Below are 26,031 nucleotides of genomic sequence, written 5' to 3'. Positions count from 1 at the left end.
TTTAACCAGTATAAAAACTTAAAAGAGGAAGTTATACATGAGTAAATTATATTTTAGATATGGTGCTATGAATTGTGGGAAATCCACAAATTTGCTTCAAGTTGCATATAACTATGAAGAAAGAGGAATGAAAGTTGTTTTAATGAAGCCTAGGACAGATACAAAAGGTGGAGATAAAATTGTATCAAGATTGGGTTTTTCACGTAAGGCAGATATATTAATTGGGAAAAATGAGAGCATCAGATATAGGGTAAAAGAATGGATATATAAAAATGGCAGTATGGATTGCATACTTGTAGATGAAGTGCAGTTTTTAAAAAGAACACATATAGATGAATTATTAAAAATAGCAGTAATAGATGACATACCTGTAATATGTTATGGAATTAGAACGGATTTTCAAATGGAAGGATTTGAAGGTAGTGAGAGATTGCTGCTTGTAGCACACAGTCTGGAAGAGTTGAAGACTATATGCAATTGTGGTAAAAAGGCTATATTCAATGGAAGAAAAGTAAATGGAAAATTTGTATTTGCAGGTAAGCAGGTGGCCATAGATAAAAAGGATAATGTAGAGTATGAATCTTTATGTGGAAAGTGTTATTTTAAATATAGAGATAAAATTCAAAATGAGGTGATGTAATGCCAAAATCAACATCAGTTGGTGGACAGGCGGTTATAGAAGGGGTTATGATGCGTGGAACAAAGGGAATAGCCACTGCCGTTAGAAAATCAGATGGAGATATCGTAGTTGATAAAAATGATTGCGTACCATATAATAAAAGAAATAAATTTTTTGCATTACCTGTTATAAGAGGATTTATTGCACTGATAGAATCCCTTATTGTTGGTATAAATACTCTTAACTATTCAGCAACATTTTTTGCCGAAGATGAAGAACCAGGTAAATTCGATAATTGGCTTAAAAAGATTTTTAGAGATAAAAGTGATGATATAATTTTAGGAATTACTCTTTGTATATCATTGGGGGTTTCGGTTATAATATTTTTTATATTTCCAACCTTTTTAGCAAATATATTTAAGAAAATAGGTGTTAATAATAGTATTGCATTAAATATATTGGAGGGAATAATAAGAGTTATAATATTCTTAATTTATATATACCTTATAGGAAAAATGTCAGATATAAATAGATTGTTTCAATATCATGGTGCAGAGCATAAGACTATATTCTGTTATGAAAATAAATGTGATCTGACACCTGAAAATGCTAAAAAATTTGGCAGACTTCATCCAAGATGTGGAACTAATTTTTTGTTTTTAGTTATGATAGTGAGTATAGTATTGTTTTCACTAACTGGGTGGCACAGTATATGGCAAAGAATATTGTATAGAATAATATTATTACCAGTAGTTTCTGGAATAACCTATGAACTGATAAAATGGATGGGAACGAGTAATAATATAGTTTCAAAAGTGTTGGCATATCCAGGACTAATGCTTCAAAAGCTTACTACTCGAGAACCTGATTGTGAACAACTTGAAGTGGCTATAACTGCATTAAAATATGCAGAAGGAATAGAAGAGGAAGATAGTAAAGAAAAAAATTTATAATTACCTTGAAATGGAGAAAGAAAATGGAAATGTTAAAGACTAAAGTTGGAGAACTTCTAACTTATGGTTATGAAAAATTAAGAGATATAGATAGCTATAAATTAGATACTGAACTTTTACTTGGAAAAGTTTTAAATAAAGATAAACTATTTTTACTTATAAATAGGGACTATGAAGTAGATAGGGATAAAATAGAAGAATACCATAAGTTGTTAAATTTACGAGAAAAAAGAATGCCTGTAAAATATATATTAGGTGAATGCGAGTTTATGGGATTGAATTTCAATATAGAAAGAGGAGTTCTAATTCCAAGACCTGACACTGAAACACTAGTTGAAGAAGCACTAAATAAAATAAAGGAAAATAATTTTGAACATGTATGTGATGTATGTTGTGGAAGCGGAATTATAGGAATATCTATAGCTAAATTGGTAGATAATGTACATGTAAGGTGTTGTGATAAATTTCCTTTGGCCTGTGAGATTACACGAAAGAATATTAAAAAATTTTCTCTCGAAAATAGAGTTCAGGTACTTAGAAGTGATCTTTTACAGGGATTTATAGTTGATGATGAAAAATTTGATATTATAGTATCAAATCCTCCTTATATAAAAGAAAGTACTATAGACACATTGATGAAGGATGTAAAAGATTATGAGCCTCATGAAGCACTTTGTGGAGGAAAAGATGGTCTTAAATTTTACAAGAAAATAGTTACTCAGAGCTTAGAGCTTTTAAATAAAGGTGGAATTTTAATGTTTGAGATAGGATATGATCAGAAGGAAGAAGTAGAAAGCATACTTATGGAAAATGGATTTACAGATATAGGAAGTAATAAAGATTTGTCAGGAAGAGATAGAGTAGTATATGGAAAATTTTAGATGCAATTCACATATTCAAAATTGATACATATAAAAATTATATGCTATAATTATAAATTGTGAAAATATTTATACGGAGTGATAAAAATAATGTTGGAAAGACTTGATTTTATAGAAAATAAATTTGAAGAATTGTCCGTTAAAATAGCTGATCCTGTGGTTATGAAAGATCAGAAGGAATGGCGAAAATTATGTAAGGAACAGTCAGATCTAGAAATTGTAGTTGAAAAATATAAAGAATATAAAAAAGCAAATAAAGATTTAGAAGATAATAAAGCAATGTTAAAAGAAGAGACAGATAAAGAAATGCGTGCAATGGAACAAGAAGAAATAAAGTCTCTTACAGAAAAACTTGAAGCAACTCAGGAAGAATTGCGATTATTACTTTTACCAAAGGATCCAAATGACGATAAAAATGTTTTTGTAGAAATAAGAGGTGGAGCAGGAGGAGAGGAAGCAGCCCTTTTTGCAGCCAATCTTACAAGGATGTATACCAGATATGCAGAAAGAAAATCATGGAGTGTAGAAACCATAAGTTTAAATGCCACCGATATTGGAGGATTTAAAGAGATTGTATTTATGGTAAAAGGTAAGGGTGCCTACAGTAGATTAAAATATGAAAGCGGTACTCATAGGGTTCAGAGGGTTCCAGATACGGAATCCAGTGGTAGAATTCACACCTCTACTTCAACAGTAGCAGTACTTCCTGAAGTTGATGATGTAGATATAGAAATAAGTCCTAATGATTTGAGAATAGATGTATTTAGAGCATCAGGACATGGAGGACAGTGTGTAAATACTACAGATTCAGCAGTAAGAATAACACATCTTCCTACAGGACTTGTGGTATCCTGTCAAGATGAAAAATCTCAACTTAAAAATAAAGAAAAAGCTATGAAGGTATTAAAATCCAGGCTTTTTGAAGTAGCAGAAAAAGAGAGAAATGATAGTATCGCAGAGGACAGGAGAAGTCAGGTAGGAACTGGGGATAGAAGTGAAAGAATAAGAACATATAATTTCCCACAAGGCAGAGTTACGGATCATAGGATAGGTTTGACTCTGTACAAATTAGACTCATTTTTAGATGGAGATATTGATGAAGTAATAGATGCACTTATAACAGCAGATCAGGCCAAAAAGATGGAGTCTATGGGAAACTAAATATGGGAGGAGTTGAAAACCGTTATCTATTTTAACGGATATTTATGAATATAGATAAAGCTGTAAGAAAACAAAAAAAATCTTATAGAATATTTATGTTGTCTATGAGCTTTATCTTTTTTGCTCTCCCAACGTTTTTATATTTTTCTAAAAGGTATACTATATTTTACATGATATATCTGATGATTATAGAAATACTTATATTTTTGGCTGTTATAATACGGACCAGCAATGAACTTTTGAGTTTTGAGTACAATAAATATAAACTCGTAATAAAGTTAGGTTTAAAAAGAAATAAAATAAATATAATTTGTGATAAAATTATACTTGTAGATGTAGAAAGCTATATATCCAAAAGTAATGAATTGGAAGATTTTAAAATTATAATTTTATCTACTTCAAGATTCAGAAGCAGCAAAATGCTTCCTATGAGATTGGAATTTTTAAAGAGATATTCTTATATAGCTTATGAATATGATAAATTCAAAATGATACATCCTGAATGGAATATTTATTATACTGTAATTAAAAGAGGAGGTATAAAAAAATATCTTCTTTTAAATTATATATATAAAAGTTGTGTTTATGCACACTTTACAGAACAAGCTATAGATAAAATAAAATACTATAGAGATAATTCTGACAAAATAAAAAACAAATGATGCACATATAAATCATCTATTTTAAATACATATAGAACATAAACAATAATAGTATAGGTGGTTTTTTGAATATTGATACTACTGATATTGTAATAATAGGCAGCATAATATCACTTATGGGAACAATGATTGGCGCATCTATGGGAATAGTAGTAAGAAAGCCCTCCAACAGACTAATTGGAACAATAGTTGGCTTTGCTGCAGGGCTTATGCTTTCTGTAGTGGTATTTGAACTTATACCAGAGGCAATTAGTACCTGGGGGTTTTTAAGTACTGTAGTTTGTATTTTATTAGGTGCATTAATTATTGCCTTGATTGACAGTAAGGTTAACATAGGAAATTCAAATAAGCATTTGAAAGTAGCCTTTATGGCAGCTGTTGGACTTATGATTCATAATTTTCCTGAGGGAATAATAATGGGGTGCGCTTTTGGAGCAGGTAATAGTCTTGGAATAAAGATGTGTCTTATAATTGCAATTCATGATATACCAGAAGGCCTTGCAGTATCCGCACCACTTATGTCATCTAGAATAAAAAAATTAAAGATACTTCTATATGCTTTTATTACAGCATTTCCTACAGCTATAGGTGCATTTTTTGGAGCTTTTATTGCAGGAATATCTAATAATGTACTTGGGGTATGTCTCTCATTTGCAGCAGGTATAATGTTGTATGTAGTCTGTGGTGAGATGATACCAGAATCCTCTAAATTATGGGATGGAGTAATTTGCACATTGGGAACTATATTTGGAATAATTCTTGGACTTGCGATTGTATACTTTCTGTAGAGTACGTATTAAAAAGGACGGTAATGAAATGAATACAAAAGTTGAGCTGTTAGATGAAAAAAATATTGACGAAAAAATTTTAAAAAAGGCAGGATATGTTATAAGACAAGGAGGACTCGTAGCATTTCCAACAGAAACTGTATATGGACTTGGAGCTAATGCATTGGATACAAATGCAGTGAAAAAAATTTTTGAAGCAAAGGGAAGACCTCAGGATAATCCTCTCATAGTACATATATCAGATATTAAAGAGATTTATAAGCTGGTAAAATATATACCTGATGCAGCTGAAAAATTTATGAATGAATTTTGGCCAGGACCTATGACAATAATACTTCCAAAGACAGATTTGATACCGGATGTTACAAGTGCGGGACTTTCAAGTATAGGAATAAGAATGCCTTCAAATATTATAGCAAATCGTTTTATAAAATCTTCAGGAGTACCTATTGCAGCTCCTTCTGCAAATATATCTGGAAGGCCCAGTCCTACGGATGTCGAAAGATGTATAGAGGATTTAAATGGAAGGGTAGATTTGATTATAGGGGGAGGTATGTCTGAATTTGGAGTAGAGTCCACAGTTATAGATTGCACAGTAGAGCCAAGTTGTATATTGAGACCAGGTAGAATAACACTTGAGATGCTCAGAAAAATTGAGCCTAATATATATATTGATCCTGCAGTTATGAGGAAACCAAGTAGAGATTTAAAACCCAAGGCTCCAGGCATGAAGTACAGACATTATGCACCAAAAGCCAAGGTTAAAATAGTTCAGGGAGATTTGAAAAAAACTATTGCAAAAATTAGTGAAATGGTGCAAAATTATATAGATGAAGGTAAAAAAGTAGGCATAATGGCCACAGATGAAACCAAAGAATACTATAAAAAAGGTTTTATAATATCTCTTGGAAGCAGAAAGAATATGGTAGAGATATCGAAAAGTCTTTTTGAAACATTGAGAAGCTTTGATGATGAAAATATAGATATTGTAATTTCGGAGGCTTTTGAAGAAGAAGGTATAGGAATAGCTGTAATGAATAGACTTCAGAAATCTGCTGCTTTTGATATTACACAAGTTTAAAAACTTTTATTATTAATGAGGAGGGAGTGCTATGAAAAAAATTTTATTTGTATGTACAGGCAATACGTGTAGAAGTTGTATGGCAGAAGCCATATTTAATAAACTTTGCAATATAGATGGCTTATATTCACATTCTGCAGGTATATCTGTTATTGCAAATAGTATAACCTCTCCTGAATCTGCAGATGTTGTCAAAAGATATATTGATGTTGATATAAGCAGTAGAAAAGCAGTTCAAATTACTAACAGCAAATTAAATGATTCAAATTTGATTTTAACTATGACCCAGTATATAAAAGATATTCTTACAGACAGTTTTCCAGATTTTAAGAATAAAATATTTACATTGAGGGAAATTATAGCATTAAAGGGTGATATAGCTGATCCATTTGGAAGAAATATGGATGTATATGAACTTACTTATAAACAGATAGAGGCTAGTATTTTATTACTTTTAAGAAAACTGAAAGAAGATACAGGCATTATTTAATGTTTTTATCTTCTTTTTTTGTGGTTTGTGCACATCTATTATTTTAGATTATTAATAAACTATGGGAGGTATATTTATGAAGATTGCTTTAGGAAGTGACCATGCTGGATTTCCTTTAAAAAAGGAAATAATGGAACATTTAAAGACTAAAAATATAGAATTTAAGGATTTTGGAACATTTTCAGAAGATTCCTGTGATTATCCGGATTTTGCAGAAAAAGTTGGAGAACAGGTAGCTTCTAAAAATTATGAATTTGGTATATTGGTTTGTGGAACAGGTATAGGAATAAGTATATCCGCAAATAAAATTCCAGGAATAAGGGCGGCTCTATGTGGTGATACATTTAGTGCTCATGCATCAAGAGAACATAATGATGCTAATGTATTGGCACTTGGACAGAGAGTAATAGGTTCAGGAGTGGCAATGGATATAGTAGATACATTTTTAAGTGCTGAATTTCAAGGAGGAAGACATAAAAAAAGAATTGATAAAATTACCATGATAGAAAATAAATACAGTAAATAATACTTGTGATAAATAAAGGGAGGAAATACACATGAGCAAAGTAACACAGATAGCACATCCACTTATATTACATAAATTAGCCTTAATAAGGGATAAAAATACAGGCTCAAAGCATTTTAGAGAACTTGTAGAGGAAGTAGCTATGCTTATGGCATATGAAGTAACGAGAGATCTTCCTACAGAAGAAGTAGAAATAGAAACACCTATATGCAAGACTATTTGTAAAATGCTTTCTGGTAAAAAGGTAGCAATAGTTCCAATACTTAGAGCTGGACTTGGTATGGTAGATGGAATGTTAAGCCTTATCCCAGCAGCTAAAGTAGGACATATTGGGCTTTATAGAGATGAAAAAACTTTAAAGCCTGTAGAATATTTCTGCAAATTACCTCAGGACATAGAAGAAAGAGATGTAATTGTAACAGATCCAATGCTTGCTACAGGCGGTTCAGCATCAGATGCAATAACTCTTTTAAAGAAAAAAGGTGCAAAAAAGATAAGACTTATGTGTTTAATTTCAGCACCAGAAGGTATTAAGATGGTTACTGACATGCATCCGGATGTAGATGTGTATGTAGCAGCTATAGATGATAAATTGAATCAGGATGGATATATAATACCAGGACTTGGTGATGCAGGTGACAGACTTTACGGAACTAAATAATTAAAATTGAGACTCTTGACTGCATATTCAAGGGTCTCTAATTCTATTATAAGATAACTGCAATTCTTTAAAAATATGAATTTATAGTTTATAATATAATATAACATATTTATGCTGGGAGATAACTTTTTATGAGAAAAGATTGGGATAATTATTTTATGGATATTGCATTTCAAGTTGCGGAAAGGAGCACATGTCCAAGACTTCATGTAGGAGCAGTCCTGGTTAAAAATAGAAGGATAAAAGGTACAGGATACAATGGAAGTCCAAAAGGATTGGCTCATTGTGATGAAGCAGGATGTTTCATGAAGCAGGGACATTGTATAAGGACAATTCATGCTGAAGTAAATTGTCTTTTAGAAGTTCCTCCTATTGACAGGGAGGATGCTACATTATATGTTACGCATATGCCATGTCCTGAATGTCAAAAACTTATAATTACCTGTGGTATAAAAAAAGTAATATTTTGTAAGGAATATACTCCTGAAATCAATTGGTTTGAATATGCACCTAAGATTGAATTAATGAAGATAGTAAGAAAATAAAATGCAATTTTATGAGAAAGGTTTGACTTATGAATAATATATATATTCTTGCTGTAATTTCAATACTGATATCGGCGGCATTTACACCATTTGTAAAAAGAATTGCAGTAAAGTTAGATGTTATAGATATACCTAAAGATAGTAGAAGAGTACATAATAAACCAATTCCACTTCTAGGAGGATTATCTATATATATCTCTTTTATAATAACATTAATTTTAAACAAGGGGGAATTATCCAGTCCTGAAAAAGGCTTGATATTTGGAGCTACTGTAATAGTAATTGGGGGTTTTATAGATGACAAATATGATATAAAACCATGGTGCAAGTTATTATTTCAAATATTGGCAGCGTTAATTCTTATATATTTTGGTATAAGAATAACTATTATAACAAATCCTGTTAGTAGCATATATCAGTATATACATATAGGAATGTTGTCTATACCGCTTACTATAATATGGGTAGTTGGAATAACCAATGCAATGAACTTAATTGATGGTTTGGATGGATTGGCAGCAGGAATAGCATTAATAGCAGGTATTACACTTTCTATAATAGCTGTTTTGAATGGAAGAAATGAAGCCGCTATGGTAACTATTATATTTACAGGATCTATACTTGGATTTTTACCTTATAATTTTAATCCTGCAAGTATATTTATGGGTGATACAGGAGCTCAACTTTTAGGATTTATGCTTGCGGCCATATCTATAGAAGGAGCTATAAAATCAGCAGCAGTATTTCCTATCGCAGTACCAATATTGGCATTTGGTATACCTATATATGATACATTGTTTGCCGTAATAAGGAGAAAAATAAATGGAAAACCTATTATGTCAGCAGATAAAGGACATCTTCATCATAGACTTTTAGATATGGGATTAAATCAAAAACAAGCAGTTTTAATAATGTATATAATAAGTGCAATACTTGGAAGTTTTTCTATAATTGCCGCGGAAATAAATCCACAGAAGGCTTATTTTTTATTGTTGGGAGTTATGATAGTACTTATTATACTAGCTTGGAAAGTAGGATTTTTTAAGCACAGAGAGTAATGGAGGTAATATAGAGATGTTAAAGACTATTACAATATTTGGTACAAGACCAGAAGCTATAAAGATGGCTCCGCTTGTAAAAGAATTAAATAAAAGATCTCAAATAAGAAATAAAGTCTGTGTAACTGCACAACATAGACAGATGCTGGATCAAGTATTGAACTTATTTGAAATACAACCTGATTTTGATTTGAATATAATGAAAAAGAAGCAAAGTCTTACAGGTATAACAACTAGAGTGCTTGAAGGACTAGATGAAATATTTGAAAATGAAAAACCAGATCTAGTACTTGTTCATGGCGATACCACAACTACTTTTGGTGGTGCATTGGCTGCTTTTTATAAAAAAATAAAAGTAGGTCATGTAGAGGCAGGTCTTAGAACTTATAATAAGTATTTCCCATTTCCAGAAGAGATGAATAGAAAGCTTACAGGTGCTATAGCTGATTTACATTTTGCACCTACACCCAAGTCCAGGAATAATTTGTTAAAAGAAGGAGTACAGAGACAACAAATATTTGTAACAGGTAATACAGTTATAGATGCTATGGGATTTACAGTAAGTAACAGTTATCAATTTCACAATAATGAGCTTAATAAAATAGACTATAACAGAAATAAAGTTATAATGATAACAGCCCATAGAAGAGAAAATTGGGGGCAGGGTATAGAAAATATTTGTGAAGCTTTAAAGGACATAGTAGAACAGAATAAAGATGTGGAATTAATATATTTGGTGCACTTAAATCCAATCGTCAAAGATACAGTGTATAAAATACTTGGAGGAATAGATAGAGTACATTTGCTTCCACCTCTTGATACAGATGAAACTCATAATTTAATGAACAGATGTTATCTAGTTATGACAGATTCAGGTGGATTGCAGGAAGAAGCTCCTCACTTGGGTAAACCAGTTCTTGTTTTAAGAGATGTAACGGAAAGACCTGAAGCTGTGGAAGCAGGTACTGTAAAGCTTGTAGGCACATCTACTGAATTTATAGTTAAAAGTGCAAATGAACTTATAAGAAATCAAGAAGAATATGATAAAATGAGTAAGTCAATAAATCCTTATGGTGATGGTAAAGCTTCAATTAGGATTGTAGATGCCATACTTGATTATTTTAACATAGAAAAAGGAAAATATAGTGAATTCGATTACTTAAAAATATAAATTCTTATTGAATATTTAGTCAAAATGATATATTATATAAATATAAAAATGTTGAATAGCTAGAGTGGTCAGACCTTCTGGCTATTATTTCAAAAAACTTTGTGTTTTTTTTAACAAAAATGATTGATAAACTTTTAATTATCTAGTATAATGAAGTTGTTGATAAAAAGGTTTGTAATCAATTTAAATTTAAAATATAAATATTTAGGAGGAATAGTCATGAGAGAAGTTGTAATTGCAAGTGCCGTTAGAACAGCAATAGGTAAATTCGGAGGTAGCTTGAAGTCAGTTCCAGCAACTGATTTAGGAGCTTTGGTTATAAAAGAAGCTTTAAAAAGAGCTAATATTAAACCAGAACTTGTAGATGAAGTTGTAATGGGTAATGTATTACAGGCAGGTTTAGGTCAGAATCCAGCAAGACAAGCATTGATAAAATCAGGTATACCTAATACAGTGCCTGGATTTACTATAAATAAAGTTTGTGGTTCAGGACTTAGAGCAGTAAGTTTAGCAGCTCAGATGATAAAAGCCGGTGATGATGATATCGTTATAGCTGGTGGAATGGAAAATATGTCTGCTGCTCCATATGTAATGCCTGGTGCAAGATGGGGACAAAGAATGTTTGATGGTAAGATTATAGATGAAATGGTAAAAGACGGACTTTGGGATGCTTTTAATAACTATCACATGGGTATTACGGCTGAAAATATAGCAGAAAAGTGGAACATAACAAGACAAATGCAAGATGAATTTGCAGTTTCATCACAACAAAAAGCAGTAGCAGCTATAAAAGCTGGTAAATTTAAAGATGAAATAGTTCCAGTAGTAATAAAGGATAGAAAAAAGGGAGAAATAGTATTTGATACTGATGAATTCCCTAGAGACGGTGTAACTGTTGAAGGAATATCAAAATTAAAACCAGCATTTAAGAAGGATGGCGGAACTGTTACAGCTGCCAATGCTTCAGGTATAAATGATGCAGCTGCAGCATTTGTTATAATGAGTGCAGATAAAGCAAAAGAATTGGGAATTAAACCACTTGCTAAAATTACTTCTTATGGATCAAAAGGCTTGGATCCTAGTATAATGGGATATGGACCATTCCATGCTACAAAATTAGCACTTGAAAAAGCTAATTTAACTGTAGATGATTTAGATTTAATAGAAGCAAATGAAGCATTTGCTGCTCAGAGTTTAGCTGTTGCAAAAGACTTGAAATTTGATATGAGCAAAGTAAATGTAAATGGAGGAGCAATAGCACTTGGACATCCTATTGGAGCTTCAGGAGCAAGAATACTTACTACTTTACTTTATGAAATGAAGAAAAGAGATTCAAAACGTGGTTTAGCTACATTATGTATAGGCGGTGGAATGGGAACTGCTATAATCGTTGAAAGATAATAAGCAAAAATTTAAAATGTTAAATTTTTATTAAAAAAGACAGTTTTAAGTGGTATCCCTGATAATTATAGATAGAAAAAAAGCAACTGATTCCTGTATTTTATAGAAATCAGTTGCTTTTTTCTATCTATATTGTAAAAATCAGTATAGTATCATCAATACGTTAAACGTTATCATAATGCTGTACAATTAATACTTATTACATATAATATTTAAGATAATGTTAAAATTATGTCTTATTGTCTTTTTAAAGGATGAATTTTTATATTTAAGAAAAATCAACTATTTATTCACAGTAGTTTAAATTTTAAGTTTGTACAATAAATATAATAAACATGCCTATATATATAATACATAGGCATGTTTTACGTTTTAATTAACCAATATAGACGTATATTAAAAAAAATCATGAAATTTAATGTTTTAATTAATTATAAAGTTAGATATATAATTACTCGTATAAGGTAACTAACAAATGATTGATATTAAAAATACAATTTTGATTTTATTTAAAAAGAGCAGTAGTATGAGTGGTCTGTTGTATGAGCTTTAAGCTGTATAAATTTATTAGAGAAAATTGTATTATTTTGTGATATAATCTTAATATGTTTGGATTCATTGAGAAGTCAGTAATTACTTCTAGGAGGAACTTCATGAATAAAGATATTGTGTATATGATAAAGAAGGTATCCATAATTAATCTCATATTTGGTATTATACTATCCATTATAGGACAGATAATATTCAAGAGTTATGGTATTTTTATAATGGTTGGAGTACTTATAGCAGTATTGAATTTCTTTATTAATAGTGCAGTTGGCGGACTAGCTTTTGAAAAATTTAAGAATTCATCAGCATCTTTGTATATTATAGGCTTTGTATTAAGAATTATAATTGCAGCAGCAGTAGGATATTTAATCTTTAACTATGATAAATATAGTACTATTGCTTATCTAGTTGGATATACTTCCAATTTATTGGGAATATATATATATTCAGTTGTTAGAAATAATTGATGATAATTTATTAAAGGAAAGGATGTGATAAGGTGGAGAAGTTTTCAACATTGTTTACAATACATTTGGGTTCTTTAAATATCCCGATAACATCTAGTATTGTTTCCCAATGGGTAATAATTATATTCCTTGCCATACTTGCAATAGTTATGACAAGCAATATGAAAAAAATCCCTAGTAAAAAACAAAGTGCAGTTGAGATGCTTTATGGTGCAATAAAAAACTTGGTTGAGGGAAATATGGGAAAGAGATATACTTCTTTTATACCCTATGTTGGAACTTTGGCTATATACATTATATTAATTAATATTGGCCCATTAGCATTAGGCGTAAGGACACCTAGTGAAGATTTAAGCGTTCCAGCAGGTCTGGCAATTATAACCTTTGTATTAGTTCAATATAATGCAATTAGAAAAGCTGGAGTAGGAAAGTATCTATTGGCATATGGTAAGCCAGCAGCACCATTGTTTGCAATTAATATTATAGAAAGATTGGTTCTTCCAGTCTCATTGAGTTTACGACTATTTGGTAATATGACAGCAGGTGCTGTAATTGTTGGAATGGTATATAGTGGATTAGCCAGCATGGCTTGGCCTGCACAATTTATTATACCTATTCCTTTACATGCGTTCTTTGATTTGTTTGATGGATCAATACAAATGTTAGTATTTGTTATGTTGACAATGATGAACATAAAGATTGTAGCAGAAGAAGCAGAAGAATAAAAGAAAAAAGTAGTATAGAATTAGTAGTATAGAATTATAAGTAAAATTTATTTTTGAAAATTTAAAGGAGGATTTTTATTATGGATGCACATTCATTTATATCAGGTATGGCAGCAGTTGGTGCAGGATTAGCTGCTATAGGATGCTTAGGAGGAGGTATTGGTGTTGGTACTGCAGCTGGAAAAGCAGTTGAAGGAGTATCAAGACAACCAGAAGCAAGTGGTAAAATACTTAGTACTTTCTTTGTAAGTGCAGCTTTAGCCGAAGTAACAGCTATATATTCACTATTGATAGCTCTTATCTTAGTATTTAAGGTTTGATTTAATTATAACCCCAGCAATTTAATAGATATTTAGAGGGGAGGATTGAAGCTCAATATGGAAATTAACTGGTCTAGAGTTATTATAACAATAATAAACTTTATAATATTGTTTTTAATTTTAAAACATTTCTTCTTTAAGAGAGTTGCTGACACTATTGACAAAAGGCAAGAGGAGATTGATTCTGAAATTAAAAATGCTAATGAAAATGAAAAGAAATCCCAAGAATTATTGGTTAAGCATACGAAACTAATATCTAATTCAAAACAAGAAGGTAAGTCAATTGTTGAGGATTATAAAAACAGAGCTGATAAAGTTTCTAAAGGTATAGTGGATGATGCTCAGAAAGATGCCCAATTAATACTTAACAGGGCCAAGACTGAGGCTGAAAGAGAAAAACAGAAGGCAGAAGATGATATAAAAAATCAAGTTGTAGATTTGGCAGTTTTAGTATCATCAAAAGCTCTAGAAGGCTCTATTGATGAAGTACAACATAGAAAACTTATTAAAGATTTTATAGCTAAGGTAGGTATCTAACTATGTATGAATATTTAGATAGAAGATACGCTCTTGCAATTTATAATATTGCAGAAGAAAAAGGAAAAGTAAAAGAGTATTTAGAAGAGTTTAGAGAAGTTGTAAAACTTATAAAAGATGATCATAAATTGTTAGAGATTATTGAACATCCTGAAGTCAGCACTACAGCTAAAGAAAAAGTATTTACTAATATATTTAAGGGACGTATAGATGATGATATATTTTCATATTTAATGATTCTTATAAAGAAAGATAGGATTATGAGTATTGAAAATAATTTTAAAGAATTTGAAAATATTTATCTAGAAAAAAATAATACTGTTATAGCTAAAGTAAAGACAGTAGTTCCCTTAAAACAAGATGAAGAAAAAGAATTGCAAAAGAAGTTAGAAAAGAAATTTAATAAAAAAGTTTTGATAAAAGCAGAATTGGATTCATCTATAATAGGCGGTGTTTATATTGATATAAATAACGAAGTTATTGATGGAACGATAAAATCAAAACTTTCTGAAATGAAAAAAATAATGCTTAAGAGAGATTAGAGGTGAGCCTATGAACATAAAACCTGAAGAGATAACTTCAATTATAAAAGATGAAATACAGAAATATCAAAAAAAATTAAAAACAGTTGATTCAGGTACAATAATTCAAATTGGTGATGGTATTGCTAGAGTTTATGGCCTTAACAAGTGCATGGCAAATGAACTTTTAGAGTTCCCAAATGGTGTTTATGGTATGGCTCTGAACCTTGAACAAGACAATGTAGGTTGTGTTCTTTTAGGTTCTGAAGAGGGAATAAAAGAAGGAGATACAGTTAAAAGTACAGGTAAAGTTGTTGAAGTACCAGTAGGAGATGACGTCATAGGAAGAGTAGTAAACGCTCTTGGTCAACCTATTGACGGTAGAGGACCTATAAAAGCTTCAGAAACTATGCCTGTAGAAGTAGTAGCTCCGGGAGTTATAACCAGACAGTCTGTTAATGAACCACTTCAGACTGGATTAAAAGCTATAGATTCAATGATACCAATTGGAAAAGGACAAAGAGAATTAATTATAGGAGATAGACAAACAGGTAAAACGGCTATTGCCATAGATACTATAATAAATCAAAAGGGAAAAGATGTAATATGTATATATGTAGCTATAGGACAAAAACAGTCTACTGTAGCACATATAGTAAATGATTTGACGGAAATGGGTGCTATTGACTATACAGTAGTTGTATCAGCTACAGCATCAGATTCCGCACCACTTCAATACATTGCTCCTTATGCAGGATGCACCATAGGTGAATATTTCATGCATAAGGGAAAAGATGTTCTTATAGTATATGATGATTTATCCAAGCATGCAGTTGCCTATAGAGAAATGTCATTATTACTTCGTAGACCACCAGGAAGAGAAGCATATCCTGGAGATGTATTTTACTTACATTCAAGATTACTTGAAAGAGCTGCAAAATTGTCAGATAAATTAGGTGGAGGTTCTATTACAGCATTGCCTATAATAGAAACTATGGCAGGAGATGTTACTGCATATATACCAACAAATGTTATTTCAATAACAGATGGACAGATATTCCTTGAAACAGAACTTTTCTACGCAGGACAAAGACCAGCTATAAACGCCGGTATATCAGTATCCAGAGTTGGTGGTAATGCACAGATTAAAGCTATGAAGCAAGTAGCAGGTACACTTAGATTGGATCTTGCACAGTATAGAGAACTTGCATCATTTGCTCAATTTGGTTCCGACCTTGATAAAGAGTCTATGAGAAGACTCGAAAAAGGTAAGAGATTAACAGAAATATTAAAGCAGCCTCAGTATAAACCAATGCCTGTAGAAAATCAGATACTTATATTATTTGGAGCTAGTAGAAATCATTTAATGGATATACCAGTTGAAAAAATCGTACAATTTGAGGGCGAATTCCTTGAATATATGGATACTCATCATAAAGAACTGGGACAGGAAATAGCAGAGAAAAAAGTTATATCTGATGAATTAAGCGATAAAATTGGAAGTGCTATAGGAGAATTTAAAAAAATATTTTTAGCAGAGGTGTAATTTCCTTTGCGGGAGGTGAAATATGGCAGGGGCAGGACTTGTTGCAATAAAGAGAAGAATTAAATCAGTAACTAGTACCCAGAAAATAACAAATGCCATGGGACTTATTGCCACCGCTAATCTTAGAAAAGTCAGAAAGAAGCTTGATGCAAATGATAAATACTGTGAGTTATTTACTTCTGTTGTAAATGAGTTTGTTTCAGAGGCTGAAGGAAGAAACATTTATATACATGGTAATGGAAGCAAAAAGAAATTATATATATGCTTAAATTCAGACACAGGACTTTGTGGAGGATTTAATAATAGTGTTGTAACTGGACTGGATGCTAAAATGTCAAAGGATAGAGAAAATTCTATTCTTATAGCGGTAGGACAAAAGGGAAGAATGTATTTTAAAAGACTGCATTATAAAACTGAAGCGGAATATGTAGATATTCCGGATATTCCTACCATGAAAGAGGCAAATACCATAGTATATAAAGCACTCGATTTTTATAAAAATGGAGAAGTAGGAGAAATTAATATAGCATATACGAAATTTGTTTCTACTGTTAGACAAAATGTAATTGTTGAGAAAGTACTTCCTCTAGAAGCTAACAAGGAAACTAAGCGAGTTTCTGTGAAGTTTGAGCCGTCAGCAGAATATATGATAGATGACGTGGTTCTATCACATTTAAAACAAAAACTTCTTAATTGCATGATGAACTCAAAAGCTAGCGAACAGGCATCAAGAATGACAGCCATGGATGGATCAACTAAAAATGCAAATGATTTACTGGAAAATTTAAATCTTAAATATAATAGAGAGAGACAAACTGCTATAACTCAGGAAATAACTGAGATAGTTGGAGGAGCAGAAGCTCTTAAGTAAGGAGGGACATTAATGCCAAATATAGGCAAAGTTGTTCAGGTTATAGGACCTGTAATAGATATAAAATTCAAACCAGAAAACCTTCCTAATATATATAATGCTATAGATATTCAATCTGGAGATAGAAAAGTTGTTACAGAAGTTTCCCAACATTTAGGTGACGATGTAGTAAGAACTATTTCAATGGAAAGCACAGATGGATTAATGAGGGGTATGGATGCTTTAGATACAGGAGCTCCTATATCTGTACCTGTAGGAGAACCGGTTTTAGGAAGACTTTTCAATATGTTAGGTCAGGCTATAGATGAAAAGGGAGAAGTAAAGACAGATACTTACCATCCAATTCACAGATTACCACCAAGTTTTGAAGATCAGTCTGTAAAGCCTGAAATGTTTGAAACTGGTATTAAAGTTATAGATCTTCTTGCCCCATATCAAAGAGGTGGAAAGATAGGATTGTTTGGTGGTGCCGGTGTTGGTAAAACAGTTCTTATACAGGAACTTATAAACAATATAGCAAAACAACATGGTGGATTATCTGTATTCACAGGTGTTGGAGAGAGAACAAGAGAAGGAAATGACCTTTATTATGAAATGCAGGAGTCTGGAGTTATAAAGAAGACTGCGCTTGTATTCGGTCAAATGAATGAACCGCCTGGAGCAAGAATGAGAGTTGCTCTTACAGGACTTACAATGGCTGAATATTTTAGAGATAAGGGTCAGGACGTACTTCTGTTTATAGATAACATATTTAGATTTACACAGGCAGGTTCTGAGGTTTCAGCACTTCTAGGTAGAATACCTAGTGCGGTTGGTTATCAGCCAACACTTGCTACAGAAATGGGTGCTCTTCAGGAGAGAATAACATCTACCAAGAATGGTTCTATTACATCTGTTCAGGCAGTATATGTTCCAGCAGATGACTTGACTGACCCAGCACCAGCAACAACATTTACACATCTTGATGCTACTACAGTTTTATCAAGATCAATATCAGAAATTGGTATTTATCCTGCTGTAGATCCACTGGGATCCACATCAAGAATATTGGACCCTAGAATTGTAGGAAAAGAACACTATGATATAGCATCAAAAGTTAAGCATATACTTGAGAGGTATAGTGAACTTCAAGATATTATAGCAATACTTGGTGTAGATGAACTTTCAGAAGAAGACAGACTAGTTGTTTTAAGAGCTAGAAGAATTCAAAGATTTTTATCTCAACCATTCTCTGTTGCTGAACAATTTACAGGATATAAAGGTAAATATGTTCCAATAAAGGAAACTATAAAAGGATTTAAAGAAATACTTGCAGGTAAATATGATAATTTACCAGAAACAGCTTTCTTATTCAAGGGATCTATAGAAGAAGTTGTTGAAGCTGCTAAGAGCATGGATAAAGCTCAATAGATTATATTAGTTGTAAGAGAAGGAGATTAATATGTCAGAACCTTTAAAATTGACTATCCTTACTCCTGAAAGAGAATTTTACAGTGGAGAAGTGGTAGAAGTATTAACAGAAAGCATAGAAGGTAGTATTGCAATTCTTCCAAATCATATGCCTTTAATAACTACGCTTCGACCTGCTGATACTGAAATCACACAAAAAGATGGTAAAAAGCTAACAGTATTTACCTCCAGTGGAATATTGGAAGTAAAAAATAACGAACTAAAAATTTTGTGTGATGATTGTGAATGGCCAGATGAAGTAGATAAAAAAAGAGCACAAGAAGCTAAAAAAAGAGCAGAAGAAAGACTGCGAAGTCATAAGGACAATATAGATGTGAAGAGAGCTCAGATGGCATTAGCTAGGGCATTAGCCAGAATTAACTTGAAATAATCATTAAAAGGTGCAGAGTATTTACTCTGCACCTTTTTTGACCTAATTTATTCACAATATAGTTATAACAACTATATATTAGTAGTAGATGCATTACAAAAAATATTAAAATAGTGAATATTATTTTGAAATCTGTCCATAATTTTAGAATAAATAGGGGGGACAGATCGTGAAGAATAAAGTTATCTTTTCAATTACATTATGTATAGTATTTATACTATCATTATCATTCAAATCATTAGCAAACAAAACATATACTCAAGAAAAAAACAATTCAAATGAAACACTCTTTCAGAATAAATCAGTAAATACATGTAACAAGATAGATGTATTTGGTAACATAATTAAATCATTAAAGGGACGAACTGTAGAATATGGTATTATGGTTCAATTTGATAGCCACGGCGACAGAAGAAAAACTGTAGATGAATTATTTGATAAAATAGATAAACATGGTAAATTGAATAAAAAAACATCTTATAATAATGAAGATTATTCCACAGAGTTTCAGGGAAATTCTATCAATGGGTTTATAGAAAGCACACAATATGATGATCATAATATTGTAAAGATCGATATAGTTAAAAAGGATAATAAGTATATGATTCAGCAATTAGAAAATAATTTGGATAAAATACTGGGAAATAAAGTAGAAAATATTAGAACTTATAGGTATATTAAGATAAGAATGGAAAATAATAATGTAGATGAAACTTATAAAAAAGTAATAGATGTTTTAAAAATTATCGGGGTTAATAAGATAAATACTGAAGCTATAGAAAATGGGTATACTTCTACTGCCTACACAGGTCAATATGAAAAAATCTATAGTAACGGAGCACCAATTGATTTTAATTTTGCAGTTGTAGAATATTCTACTGGTACTTATTTAATAATGGGAACACCAGAAATTATGGAGACATATTGATGACTATTTCAAATAAAGAACATACCAGAAATTATAGAATGGAGGACAATTAATGAGTAAAATAGTAGTTAGAGGAGGAAACAAGCTTCATGGAGAAGTAAAAATAAGTTCTGCTAAAAATGCAGTATTACCTATTATAGCAGCATGTATATTAAGCTGCGATAAATGTATTATAGATGATGTACCATTGTTGGAGGATGTATTTGTTATAAGTAATATATTAAAAAGCATTGGAGCAGAAATAAATATAGATAAGACTTCAAATAAAATAATAATAGACAGTTCAAATATTGGAGATTCTATGCCTGATAGTGAACTTGTAAAAAAAATGAGGGCCTCATTTCTTATAATGGGGCCAATGATATCTAGATTTGGACATTTTAAATTGTCTTTGCCTGGTGGATGTAATATAGGAACAAGACCAATAGATCTGCACCTTAAGGGATTTAATGCTCTTGGTGCAAACATAAATGTAGGGCATGGCTATGTGGAGGCAAATGTAGATAAGTTAATTGGAAACAATATATATTTAGATTTTCCTTCCGTAGGAGCTACAGAAAATATAATGATGGCAGCTGTAATGGCAGAAGGTGAAACTATAATAGAAAATGCTGCAGAAGAACCTGAAATAGCAGACCTGGGAAAATTTTTAAATAATATGGGTGCCAGTATAATAGGTGCTGGTAGTGATACTATTCGGATAATAGGAGTAAAAGAGCTAAAGGGAACAACACATAATCCTATAAATGACAGAATAGAATGTGGCACTTTTATGGTTGCAGCAGCAATAACTAGAAGCAAGTTTAAAATAAACAGGGTGAACCTTGAATATCTAAAGCCTATAATTGCTAAACTTACTGAAGCGGGAGTATATATAAAACCTCATGGCAACAGCGTAATTGTAGATGGCAATAGGGATTTAAAGCCAATAGATGTAAAGACAATGCCATATCCCGGATTTCCAACAGATATGCAGTCTCAAATTACGGGCTTATTAGCTACAGTAACTGGCACAAGCATAGTAACTGAAACTATATTTGAAAATAGATTTATGCATGCAGCTGAAATGAAAAGAATGGGGGCCAATATAAAAATAGATGGTAGAAGTGCTGTTATTGAGGGGGTTCCAAGACTTACAGGTGCAGAAGTTAGAGCTACAGATCTTAGAGCAGGTGCAGCACTTATACTTTGCGGCCTTGCTGCAGAGGGGGAAACAGAAATATCAGATATATATCATGTAGATAGAGGCTATGTAAGCATTGAAAATAAATTTAAGGCTCTTGGTGCAGATATTGAAAGGGTAGTAAATTAATATAAATCTATATTAAAAAATTATTTGTAATATTCTCTTCGGATTCATCATAAATTATATTGTTTGGGAAATATCACAATATATAAAGTTTTTATAATTTAAGCCTGTAATGGTAGTATAACATTGCAGGTATAATTGAGAGGAGTCCGTTAGTATTGAAGAGAATATTTATTTTAATGGGGATGTTCTCAACCTTTATAATCTTAATGTCATTAATTATAGTTGGTTTTCAGTATAAGCAGATAGGAAAATTGCCAGATTTTTTTATAAACTCTAAAAATATAATATCTAAGGAAAAGTATGTGGATAAAATTAAAGTTTATATAACTAAAGAAAACAAGGTAGAAGAAATTCCTATAGAAGATTATGTGACAGGAGTAGTGGCAGGGGAAATGCCGGCAAACTTTTCGGAAGAGGCACTTAAAGCACAAGCTGTAGCAGCTAGAACATTTGCTTTAGCCCATATGGAACAGTATGGAGGTGTAAAATATAAAAGTAATACTGGAGCAGATGTGTGTGATACTCCGAAATGTCAGGTTTTCATGTCAAAAAAGGAAAGAATGGAAAAATGGCCTCAAAAGTATAGTAATACATATTGGAACAAAGTAGTAGATGCTTCAGAGTCTACTCAGGGGGAAATTTTAACTTATAATGGTAAATTGGTTAAAGAACCCTATTATTTCTCTACAAGCAGTGGAGTTACGGAAGATGCCAGTGAAGTTTTTAATTCAAATATTGGGTATTTAAAAAGTGTTAAAAGTCCGGGAGAAGAAATAGCTAAAAAATATAAAACATCAAATACATTTTCTCTAAAAGAGTTTGTACTAAAGGTTAATTCGCAGTATCCAAAAGCTGGACTATCCATACAAAACTTAAGCTCCCAAGTAAAAATAGAGCATAGAACAGAAGCTGGTTCTGTAAAACAAATAAAACTTGGTGGAACAACTATAGCAGGTACAAAATTTAGAATGTTAATGGGGCTCAATTCAGCTAATTTTAGTATAAGCTTTAGCAATAGCAAAGTTTATATTCAATGTTTAGGATATGGACATGATGTTGGTATGAGTCAATGGGGCGCTAACGTTATGGGCATAAAAGGTAAAAATTACAAGGATATACTTTGTCATTACTATAGTGGAGTGAAAATAGAAAAAATTAGTGATATTAAATAGCAGTTAAAAATACTGCTATTTTTTTGATTAAATTTTACAAAAGATGTATTTTTTTCTATACTCTGGACAAACTACAAAAAGGAGGTGTTGATATGAACAAAAATTTTATTAAAAGACCATTTAGTTTTTTGAAAAAGGAGGGCTTTTATATAATATTATTTATCTGTCTTTGTGTGGCAGCTACAGCGGCTTATTTAACAGCCAGGAATACTAGAAATCAAGCTGAGCAAAAAAACAGAGCTGCTATATCTCAATCACAAAATAAGCACAAAGATACGGCTAAGTCAGAAGATAAATATGATAATGCTCTTCAAGTTAAAAAAAGTAGTAAAGCAGAAAGTAGAACAAACGCTAATTCTCAAAAGCAAGAACCTTCAAAAGGAGTGTCAAATTCAGTTAGCACGACTTTTCAAAAGCCAGTAGAAGGAAATATAGCAAGAGGATTTTCAACAGACCCAGTATATTGGGATTCTACAGGAACTTATAGGCCAAATTTAGGATATGATATACAAGTTCCTATTGGAAAACCAGTATTTGCTTCCATGACTGGAAAAGTAGAAGAAGTGGATACTAATACTCAAGACGGAGTTCAGGTAATTATAAATCATCAAAATGGATTGAAGACAGTTTATTCAAACTTGGATTCTAACTTAAAAGTTTCTAAAGGTCAGAATATATTAAAAGGTCAAGTAATAGGAGTAGTTGGAAATACTAGTCTTAGATCTGGCTATGAAAAATATGGGGATCATCTTCATTTTGCTGTTTTAAAAGGAAATAGTTTTGTTGATCCGGGAAAATATATAAAATATTAAATTTCAGCCATTTCTTTAAATAAAGAAATGGCTCATAGAAAAAGAAAATTAAGATACTTTTGTATTTATTATAGATAGAAATTTTATGTATTAAAAATTAATTAATAATAAATTGAATTTTTGATTATTAATTCAGAATTTATAGAGGAGTTGAAATAAATTGAAAGATTATATTGAAGAAAGAGTTTTAGAGGTAGCTGAATATATAATAGGATCAAGGGCTACTATTAGGAAAACCGCCAAGGTTTTTGGCGTTAGTAAAAGTACCATACACAAGGATATGACTGAGAGACTTCCAAAAATAAATCCTCAGATAGCAAAAGAGGCAAAAACCATATTGGATTTCAATAAAGCAGAGAGACATATTAGGGGTGGTAATGCAACTAAAATGAAATATAAGGCTATTGAAGGTTAAAAACATTCCTATTATAATTATAATATGATAAACTTAATAGTGATATGCAATGAAAAGAAAGGGAGAGTAGGAGTGAAAAAGGAATGTTTTTTAGTATAGGAACAGATATGGGAATTGATTTAGGTACAGCTACAATACTTGTTTATATTAAAGGAAAAGGTGTAATATTAAAAGAACCATCAGTAGTTGCAATAGACAAGAACCAAAATAAGGTACTTGCTGTAGGTGAAGAAGCATGGCAGATGATTGGAAGAACACCTGGCAATATTGTGGCTATACGACCACTTAGAGACGGGGTTATATCTGATTATGATGTAACTGAAAAGATGTTGAAATATTTTATAGGAAAAGCTTGTGGTAAAAAAAGAATTACTCCTAGAGTTGTAGTTTGTGTCCCTTGTGAGGCTACAGAAGTTGAAAAAAGGGCTGTAATTGATGCGGCACAAAATGCAGGCGCAAAAAAAGTGTTTTTGATTGAAGAACCATTAGCAGCAGCTATAGGTGCTGGTATTGATATAACAAAACCAGAAGGAAATATGGTTATTGACATAGGTGGAGGCACTACTGATGTAGCTGTAATATCCTTGGGGGGTATTGTTGTAAGATCTTCTATCAAGATAGCTGGAGATAAGTTTGATGAATCAATAATGAAATATATAAGAAAAGAACATAAACTTATGATAGGAGAGAGAACTGCAGAAGAATTAAAGATAAATATAGGTTCTGCATATAAACCAGACAGTGAAATTGGCATGGAAATAAGAGGTAGAGATCTAGTTACAGGTCTTCCTAAAAATATAGCAGTATCATCTACTGAAATGAGAGATGCACTAAAAGATACTATAAATGCAATAGCTGATACAACCCACGCAGTACTTGAAAAGACTCCTCCAGAATTGGCAGCAGATATTTCTAATAAAGGTATTGTCATGACTGGAGGGGGATCTCTTTTAAATGGGTTAAATGAGTTGATACAGGAGGTCACAAGTGTACCAGTATATGTAGCTGAAGATGCAGTATCATGTGTAGCTATTGGTACAGGTAAAGTACTCGAATATTTGGACAAAATGGAGCTTACATTTAGTGGCGATGATATAACTCTTATAGACTAATATTCATTTAAATCTAATTTATTAGTTTGAATTAATTTCTAGTAAGTTAGATTTTTATCTATACAAGTAAATCATCATTATAGTATAAATAGTATCCATGCATTAAAGAACGAAGTATAACTTTTGCCATGGATAAAATTAAACTTAATCTTATATTATTAGTACAGCTAAATGTATTTTCATTTTCATTTGAATCAACTATACCTATTATTGATGATTCTCCTACATTGGGCAGAGATTTACCAACACCTTTTCCAGGATGAATGGGGAAATCTCTCGCTTGTATCTCACCTATATTTTCTTGGTTGCCAAGACAGGCATCTATACCTATAATATTATAATTTTTATGTTTTAATTTTATTTCATTTAGCTTATTATCAATATTTAAAGCATGTATTGGATCTTCAATTGTACCATATACAGGTAGGGGAAAATGATTTATTTTAAGAAGTGTACCTACTAAAGGCCCAAGACAGTCTCCTATATATTTGTCTGTTCCAATACAAACTATTACAGTATTTTCATTAATATAATCTTTTAAAAAATATGCTAACTTATAGTAAGCCAGTTTACTCTTATGGTTAGATTTTACTTTATTCAAAGTGTTCACCTCTTTATATGTGTTGAATGTCATATATAATTTATATGACATAATTAAAAAAATAGAATGTAATATAATATTTTTTAATAAATGGGGTATAAGTACTATAATCGCTAATGTGCGATATTGAAAGAAAAATAGAGAAAAATGAATATAATACTATATAATCCATGAAAATAGTGGTATATAAAATTTGAAAATATTATATTCACCATGTATACTAATTTACGGTAATGAATTTTTTATTTATAAGTTTTATTGATTGCCAAAATATCAATCATACGCTGGCATAGCTCAGCTGGTAGA

General features: G+C 31.4%; 30 protein-coding genes. 29 read left to right on the top strand and 1 reads right to left on the bottom strand.

All coding sequences use genetic code 11. The features are described 5' to 3' along the window. The first annotated feature begins 37 nt into the window (after positions 1-37). The 29 genes from KM800_RS05395 to KM800_RS05255 all read left to right on the top strand — a co-directional run bounded on the left by KM800_RS05395 (position 38) and on the right by KM800_RS05255 (position 25,124). Complete coding sequence (locus tag KM800_RS05395) at positions 38-640, top strand: thymidine kinase (protein WP_217812156.1); 603 nt, start codon at positions 38-40, stop codon at positions 638-640. After that, complete coding sequence (locus tag KM800_RS05390; protein WP_217812155.1) at positions 640-1,572, top strand: DUF1385 domain-containing protein; 933 nt, start codon at positions 640-642, stop codon at positions 1,570-1,572. The genes KM800_RS05395 and KM800_RS05390 overlap by 1 nt, the downstream gene beginning before the upstream one ends. Before the next feature lie 23 nt (positions 1,573-1,595). Further along, a complete protein-coding gene (prmC, locus tag KM800_RS05385; RefSeq protein ID WP_217812154.1) occupies positions 1,596-2,453 on the top strand; it encodes a peptide chain release factor N(5)-glutamine methyltransferase in 858 nt (285 codons plus the stop codon). Positions 2,454-2,543: 90 nt separating this feature from the next. Beyond that, positions 2,544-3,614, top strand: coding sequence for a peptide chain release factor 1 (gene prfA / locus KM800_RS05380; RefSeq protein ID WP_217812153.1), 1,071 nt, complete (start codon positions 2,544-2,546; stop codon positions 3,612-3,614). Positions 3,615-3,658: 44 nt separating this feature from the next. After that, on the top strand, positions 3,659-4,276 hold the full coding sequence (locus KM800_RS05375; protein WP_217812152.1) for a hypothetical protein: 618 nt from the start codon (positions 3,659-3,661) through the stop codon (positions 4,274-4,276). 65 nt (positions 4,277-4,341) lie between these two features. After that, complete coding sequence (locus KM800_RS05370; protein ID WP_217812151.1) at positions 4,342-5,064, top strand: ZIP family metal transporter; 723 nt, start codon at positions 4,342-4,344, stop codon at positions 5,062-5,064. Positions 5,065-5,092: 28 nt separating this feature from the next. Further along, positions 5,093-6,145 carry an L-threonylcarbamoyladenylate synthase gene (locus tag KM800_RS05365; protein WP_217812150.1) on the top strand — a complete coding sequence of 351 codons (1,053 nt, stop codon included), beginning with the start codon at positions 5,093-5,095 and terminating at the stop codon, positions 6,143-6,145. Between the two features lie 31 nt (positions 6,146-6,176). Beyond that, on the top strand, positions 6,177-6,635 hold the full coding sequence (locus KM800_RS05360; RefSeq protein WP_217812149.1) for a low molecular weight protein arginine phosphatase: 459 nt from the start codon (positions 6,177-6,179) through the stop codon (positions 6,633-6,635). Positions 6,636-6,711: 76 nt separating this feature from the next. Continuing rightward, positions 6,712-7,161: a ribose 5-phosphate isomerase B gene (gene rpiB / locus KM800_RS05355; protein ID WP_217812148.1), complete on the top strand. Its 450-nt coding sequence runs from the start codon at positions 6,712-6,714 to the stop codon at positions 7,159-7,161. A 31-nt stretch (positions 7,162-7,192) separates the two neighbouring features. Next, complete coding sequence (gene upp / locus KM800_RS05350; RefSeq protein ID WP_217812147.1) at positions 7,193-7,822, top strand: uracil phosphoribosyltransferase; 630 nt, start codon at positions 7,193-7,195, stop codon at positions 7,820-7,822. Positions 7,823-7,953: 131 nt separating this feature from the next. Continuing rightward, positions 7,954-8,367, top strand: coding sequence for a deoxycytidylate deaminase (locus KM800_RS05345; protein ID WP_217812146.1), 414 nt, complete (start codon positions 7,954-7,956; stop codon positions 8,365-8,367). A gap of 29 nt (positions 8,368-8,396) precedes the next feature. Continuing rightward, complete coding sequence (locus tag KM800_RS05340) at positions 8,397-9,425, top strand: MraY family glycosyltransferase (protein WP_217812145.1); 1,029 nt, start codon at positions 8,397-8,399, stop codon at positions 9,423-9,425. Positions 9,426-9,435: 10 nt separating this feature from the next. Beyond that, the gene (gene wecB / locus KM800_RS05335; RefSeq protein WP_330655530.1) at positions 9,436-10,596 is read left to right on the top strand and encodes a non-hydrolyzing UDP-N-acetylglucosamine 2-epimerase; all 1,161 of its coding nucleotides are present in this window, start codon (positions 9,436-9,438) and stop codon (positions 10,594-10,596) included. A 219-nt stretch (positions 10,597-10,815) separates the two neighbouring features. Next, positions 10,816-11,997, top strand: coding sequence for an acetyl-CoA C-acetyltransferase (locus tag KM800_RS05330; RefSeq protein ID WP_217812143.1), 1,182 nt, complete (start codon positions 10,816-10,818; stop codon positions 11,995-11,997). Between the two features lie 653 nt (positions 11,998-12,650). Next, positions 12,651-13,013, top strand: a complete 363-nt coding sequence (locus KM800_RS05325) for an ATP synthase subunit I (RefSeq protein WP_217812142.1) — start codon at positions 12,651-12,653, stop codon at positions 13,011-13,013. Between the two features lie 32 nt (positions 13,014-13,045). Then, positions 13,046-13,738 carry a F0F1 ATP synthase subunit A gene (locus tag KM800_RS05320; RefSeq protein ID WP_217812141.1) on the top strand — a complete coding sequence of 231 codons (693 nt, stop codon included), beginning with the start codon at positions 13,046-13,048 and terminating at the stop codon, positions 13,736-13,738. Positions 13,739-13,818: 80 nt separating this feature from the next. Further along, positions 13,819-14,058 (top strand): ATP synthase F0 subunit C, encoded by a 240-nt coding sequence (atpE, locus tag KM800_RS05315; RefSeq protein ID WP_217812140.1) that lies wholly within the window; start codon positions 13,819-13,821, stop codon positions 14,056-14,058. Positions 14,059-14,115: 57 nt separating this feature from the next. After that, entirely contained in the window at positions 14,116-14,595 is a 480-nt protein-coding gene (locus KM800_RS05310) for a F0F1 ATP synthase subunit B (protein WP_217812139.1), read from the top strand. Between the two features lie 2 nt (positions 14,596-14,597). Next, positions 14,598-15,137: a F0F1 ATP synthase subunit delta gene (locus KM800_RS05305; RefSeq protein ID WP_217812138.1), complete on the top strand. Its 540-nt coding sequence runs from the start codon at positions 14,598-14,600 to the stop codon at positions 15,135-15,137. A gap of 10 nt (positions 15,138-15,147) precedes the next feature. Continuing rightward, entirely contained in the window at positions 15,148-16,662 is a 1,515-nt protein-coding gene (gene atpA / locus KM800_RS05300; protein ID WP_217812137.1) for a F0F1 ATP synthase subunit alpha, read from the top strand. A 22-nt stretch (positions 16,663-16,684) separates the two neighbouring features. Further along, complete coding sequence (gene atpG / locus KM800_RS05295; RefSeq protein ID WP_217812136.1) at positions 16,685-17,533, top strand: ATP synthase F1 subunit gamma; 849 nt, start codon at positions 16,685-16,687, stop codon at positions 17,531-17,533. A 12-nt stretch (positions 17,534-17,545) separates the two neighbouring features. Further along, complete coding sequence (gene atpD / locus KM800_RS05290) at positions 17,546-18,943, top strand: F0F1 ATP synthase subunit beta (protein ID WP_217812135.1); 1,398 nt, start codon at positions 17,546-17,548, stop codon at positions 18,941-18,943. Positions 18,944-18,974: 31 nt separating this feature from the next. Continuing rightward, positions 18,975-19,373, top strand: a complete 399-nt coding sequence (locus KM800_RS05285) for a F0F1 ATP synthase subunit epsilon (protein WP_217812134.1) — start codon at positions 18,975-18,977, stop codon at positions 19,371-19,373. Positions 19,374-19,542: 169 nt separating this feature from the next. Next, positions 19,543-20,301: a hypothetical protein gene (locus KM800_RS05280; RefSeq protein WP_217812133.1), complete on the top strand. Its 759-nt coding sequence runs from the start codon at positions 19,543-19,545 to the stop codon at positions 20,299-20,301. Positions 20,302-20,353: 52 nt separating this feature from the next. Next, entirely contained in the window at positions 20,354-21,613 is a 1,260-nt protein-coding gene (gene murA / locus KM800_RS05275) for a UDP-N-acetylglucosamine 1-carboxyvinyltransferase (RefSeq protein WP_217812132.1), read from the top strand. A gap of 155 nt (positions 21,614-21,768) precedes the next feature. Further along, positions 21,769-22,785, top strand: coding sequence for a stage II sporulation protein D (gene spoIID / locus KM800_RS05270; RefSeq protein ID WP_217812131.1), 1,017 nt, complete (start codon positions 21,769-21,771; stop codon positions 22,783-22,785). Positions 22,786-22,877: 92 nt separating this feature from the next. Then, positions 22,878-23,597, top strand: a complete 720-nt coding sequence (locus tag KM800_RS05265; RefSeq protein WP_217812130.1) for a M23 family metallopeptidase — start codon at positions 22,878-22,880, stop codon at positions 23,595-23,597. A gap of 160 nt (positions 23,598-23,757) precedes the next feature. Next, positions 23,758-24,012 carry a sporulation transcriptional regulator SpoIIID gene (gene spoIIID, locus KM800_RS05260; protein ID WP_217812129.1) on the top strand — a complete coding sequence of 85 codons (255 nt, stop codon included), beginning with the start codon at positions 23,758-23,760 and terminating at the stop codon, positions 24,010-24,012. Between the two features lie 83 nt (positions 24,013-24,095). Next, positions 24,096-25,124, top strand: coding sequence for a rod shape-determining protein (locus KM800_RS05255; RefSeq protein ID WP_217812128.1), 1,029 nt, complete (start codon positions 24,096-24,098; stop codon positions 25,122-25,124). A 58-nt stretch (positions 25,125-25,182) separates the two neighbouring features. Here KM800_RS05255 and yyaC read toward each other — a convergent pair whose 3' ends face one another. Continuing rightward, positions 25,183-25,725 carry a spore protease YyaC gene (gene yyaC, locus KM800_RS05250; RefSeq protein WP_217812127.1) on the bottom strand — a complete coding sequence of 181 codons (543 nt, stop codon included), beginning with the start codon at positions 25,723-25,725 and terminating at the stop codon, positions 25,183-25,185. Between the last annotated feature and the right edge of the window lie 306 nt (positions 25,726-26,031).

This window comes from Clostridium tyrobutyricum (assembly GCF_019144085.1).
GTDB classification, from domain to species: Bacteria; Bacillota; Clostridia; order Clostridiales; family Clostridiaceae; genus Clostridium_B; species Clostridium_B tyrobutyricum_A.
Note: the sequence above shows the minus strand (reverse complement) of the source record. Positions and strands in the feature narration are given on the sequence as shown.

Excerpts from the sequence above, each read along its gene's own strand:
- KM800_RS05395 (WP_217812156.1), top strand. The coding sequence starts at position 38 with ATGAGTAAATTATATTTTAGATATGGTGCTATGAATTGTGGGAAATCC.
- KM800_RS05390 (WP_217812155.1), top strand. The coding sequence starts at position 640 with ATGCCAAAATCAACATCAGTTGGTGGACAGGCGGTTATAGAAGGGGTT.
- prmC (WP_217812154.1), top strand. The coding sequence starts at position 1,596 with ATGGAAATGTTAAAGACTAAAGTTGGAGAACTTCTAACTTATGGTTAT.
- prfA (WP_217812153.1), top strand. The coding sequence starts at position 2,544 with ATGTTGGAAAGACTTGATTTTATAGAAAATAAATTTGAAGAATTGTCC.
- KM800_RS05375 (WP_217812152.1), top strand. The coding sequence starts at position 3,659 with ATGAATATAGATAAAGCTGTAAGAAAACAAAAAAAATCTTATAGAATA.
- KM800_RS05365 (WP_217812150.1), top strand. The coding sequence starts at position 5,093 with ATGAATACAAAAGTTGAGCTGTTAGATGAAAAAAATATTGACGAAAAA.
- KM800_RS05360 (WP_217812149.1), top strand. The coding sequence starts at position 6,177 with ATGAAAAAAATTTTATTTGTATGTACAGGCAATACGTGTAGAAGTTGT.
- rpiB (WP_217812148.1), top strand. The coding sequence starts at position 6,712 with ATGAAGATTGCTTTAGGAAGTGACCATGCTGGATTTCCTTTAAAAAAG.
- upp (WP_217812147.1), top strand. The coding sequence starts at position 7,193 with ATGAGCAAAGTAACACAGATAGCACATCCACTTATATTACATAAATTA.
- KM800_RS05345 (WP_217812146.1), top strand. The coding sequence starts at position 7,954 with ATGAGAAAAGATTGGGATAATTATTTTATGGATATTGCATTTCAAGTT.
- KM800_RS05340 (WP_217812145.1), top strand. The coding sequence starts at position 8,397 with ATGAATAATATATATATTCTTGCTGTAATTTCAATACTGATATCGGCG.
- KM800_RS05330 (WP_217812143.1), top strand. The coding sequence starts at position 10,816 with ATGAGAGAAGTTGTAATTGCAAGTGCCGTTAGAACAGCAATAGGTAAA.
- KM800_RS05325 (WP_217812142.1), top strand. The coding sequence starts at position 12,651 with ATGAATAAAGATATTGTGTATATGATAAAGAAGGTATCCATAATTAAT.
- atpE (WP_217812140.1), top strand. The coding sequence starts at position 13,819 with ATGGATGCACATTCATTTATATCAGGTATGGCAGCAGTTGGTGCAGGA.
- KM800_RS05310 (WP_217812139.1), top strand. The coding sequence starts at position 14,116 with ATGGAAATTAACTGGTCTAGAGTTATTATAACAATAATAAACTTTATA.
- KM800_RS05305 (WP_217812138.1), top strand. The coding sequence starts at position 14,598 with ATGTATGAATATTTAGATAGAAGATACGCTCTTGCAATTTATAATATT.
- atpA (WP_217812137.1), top strand. The coding sequence starts at position 15,148 with ATGAACATAAAACCTGAAGAGATAACTTCAATTATAAAAGATGAAATA.
- atpG (WP_217812136.1), top strand. The coding sequence starts at position 16,685 with ATGGCAGGGGCAGGACTTGTTGCAATAAAGAGAAGAATTAAATCAGTA.
- atpD (WP_217812135.1), top strand. The coding sequence starts at position 17,546 with ATGCCAAATATAGGCAAAGTTGTTCAGGTTATAGGACCTGTAATAGAT.
- KM800_RS05285 (WP_217812134.1), top strand. The coding sequence starts at position 18,975 with ATGTCAGAACCTTTAAAATTGACTATCCTTACTCCTGAAAGAGAATTT.
- murA (WP_217812132.1), top strand. The coding sequence starts at position 20,354 with ATGAGTAAAATAGTAGTTAGAGGAGGAAACAAGCTTCATGGAGAAGTA.
- KM800_RS05265 (WP_217812130.1), top strand. The coding sequence starts at position 22,878 with ATGAACAAAAATTTTATTAAAAGACCATTTAGTTTTTTGAAAAAGGAG.
- KM800_RS05255 (WP_217812128.1), top strand. The coding sequence starts at position 24,096 with ATGTTTTTTAGTATAGGAACAGATATGGGAATTGATTTAGGTACAGCT.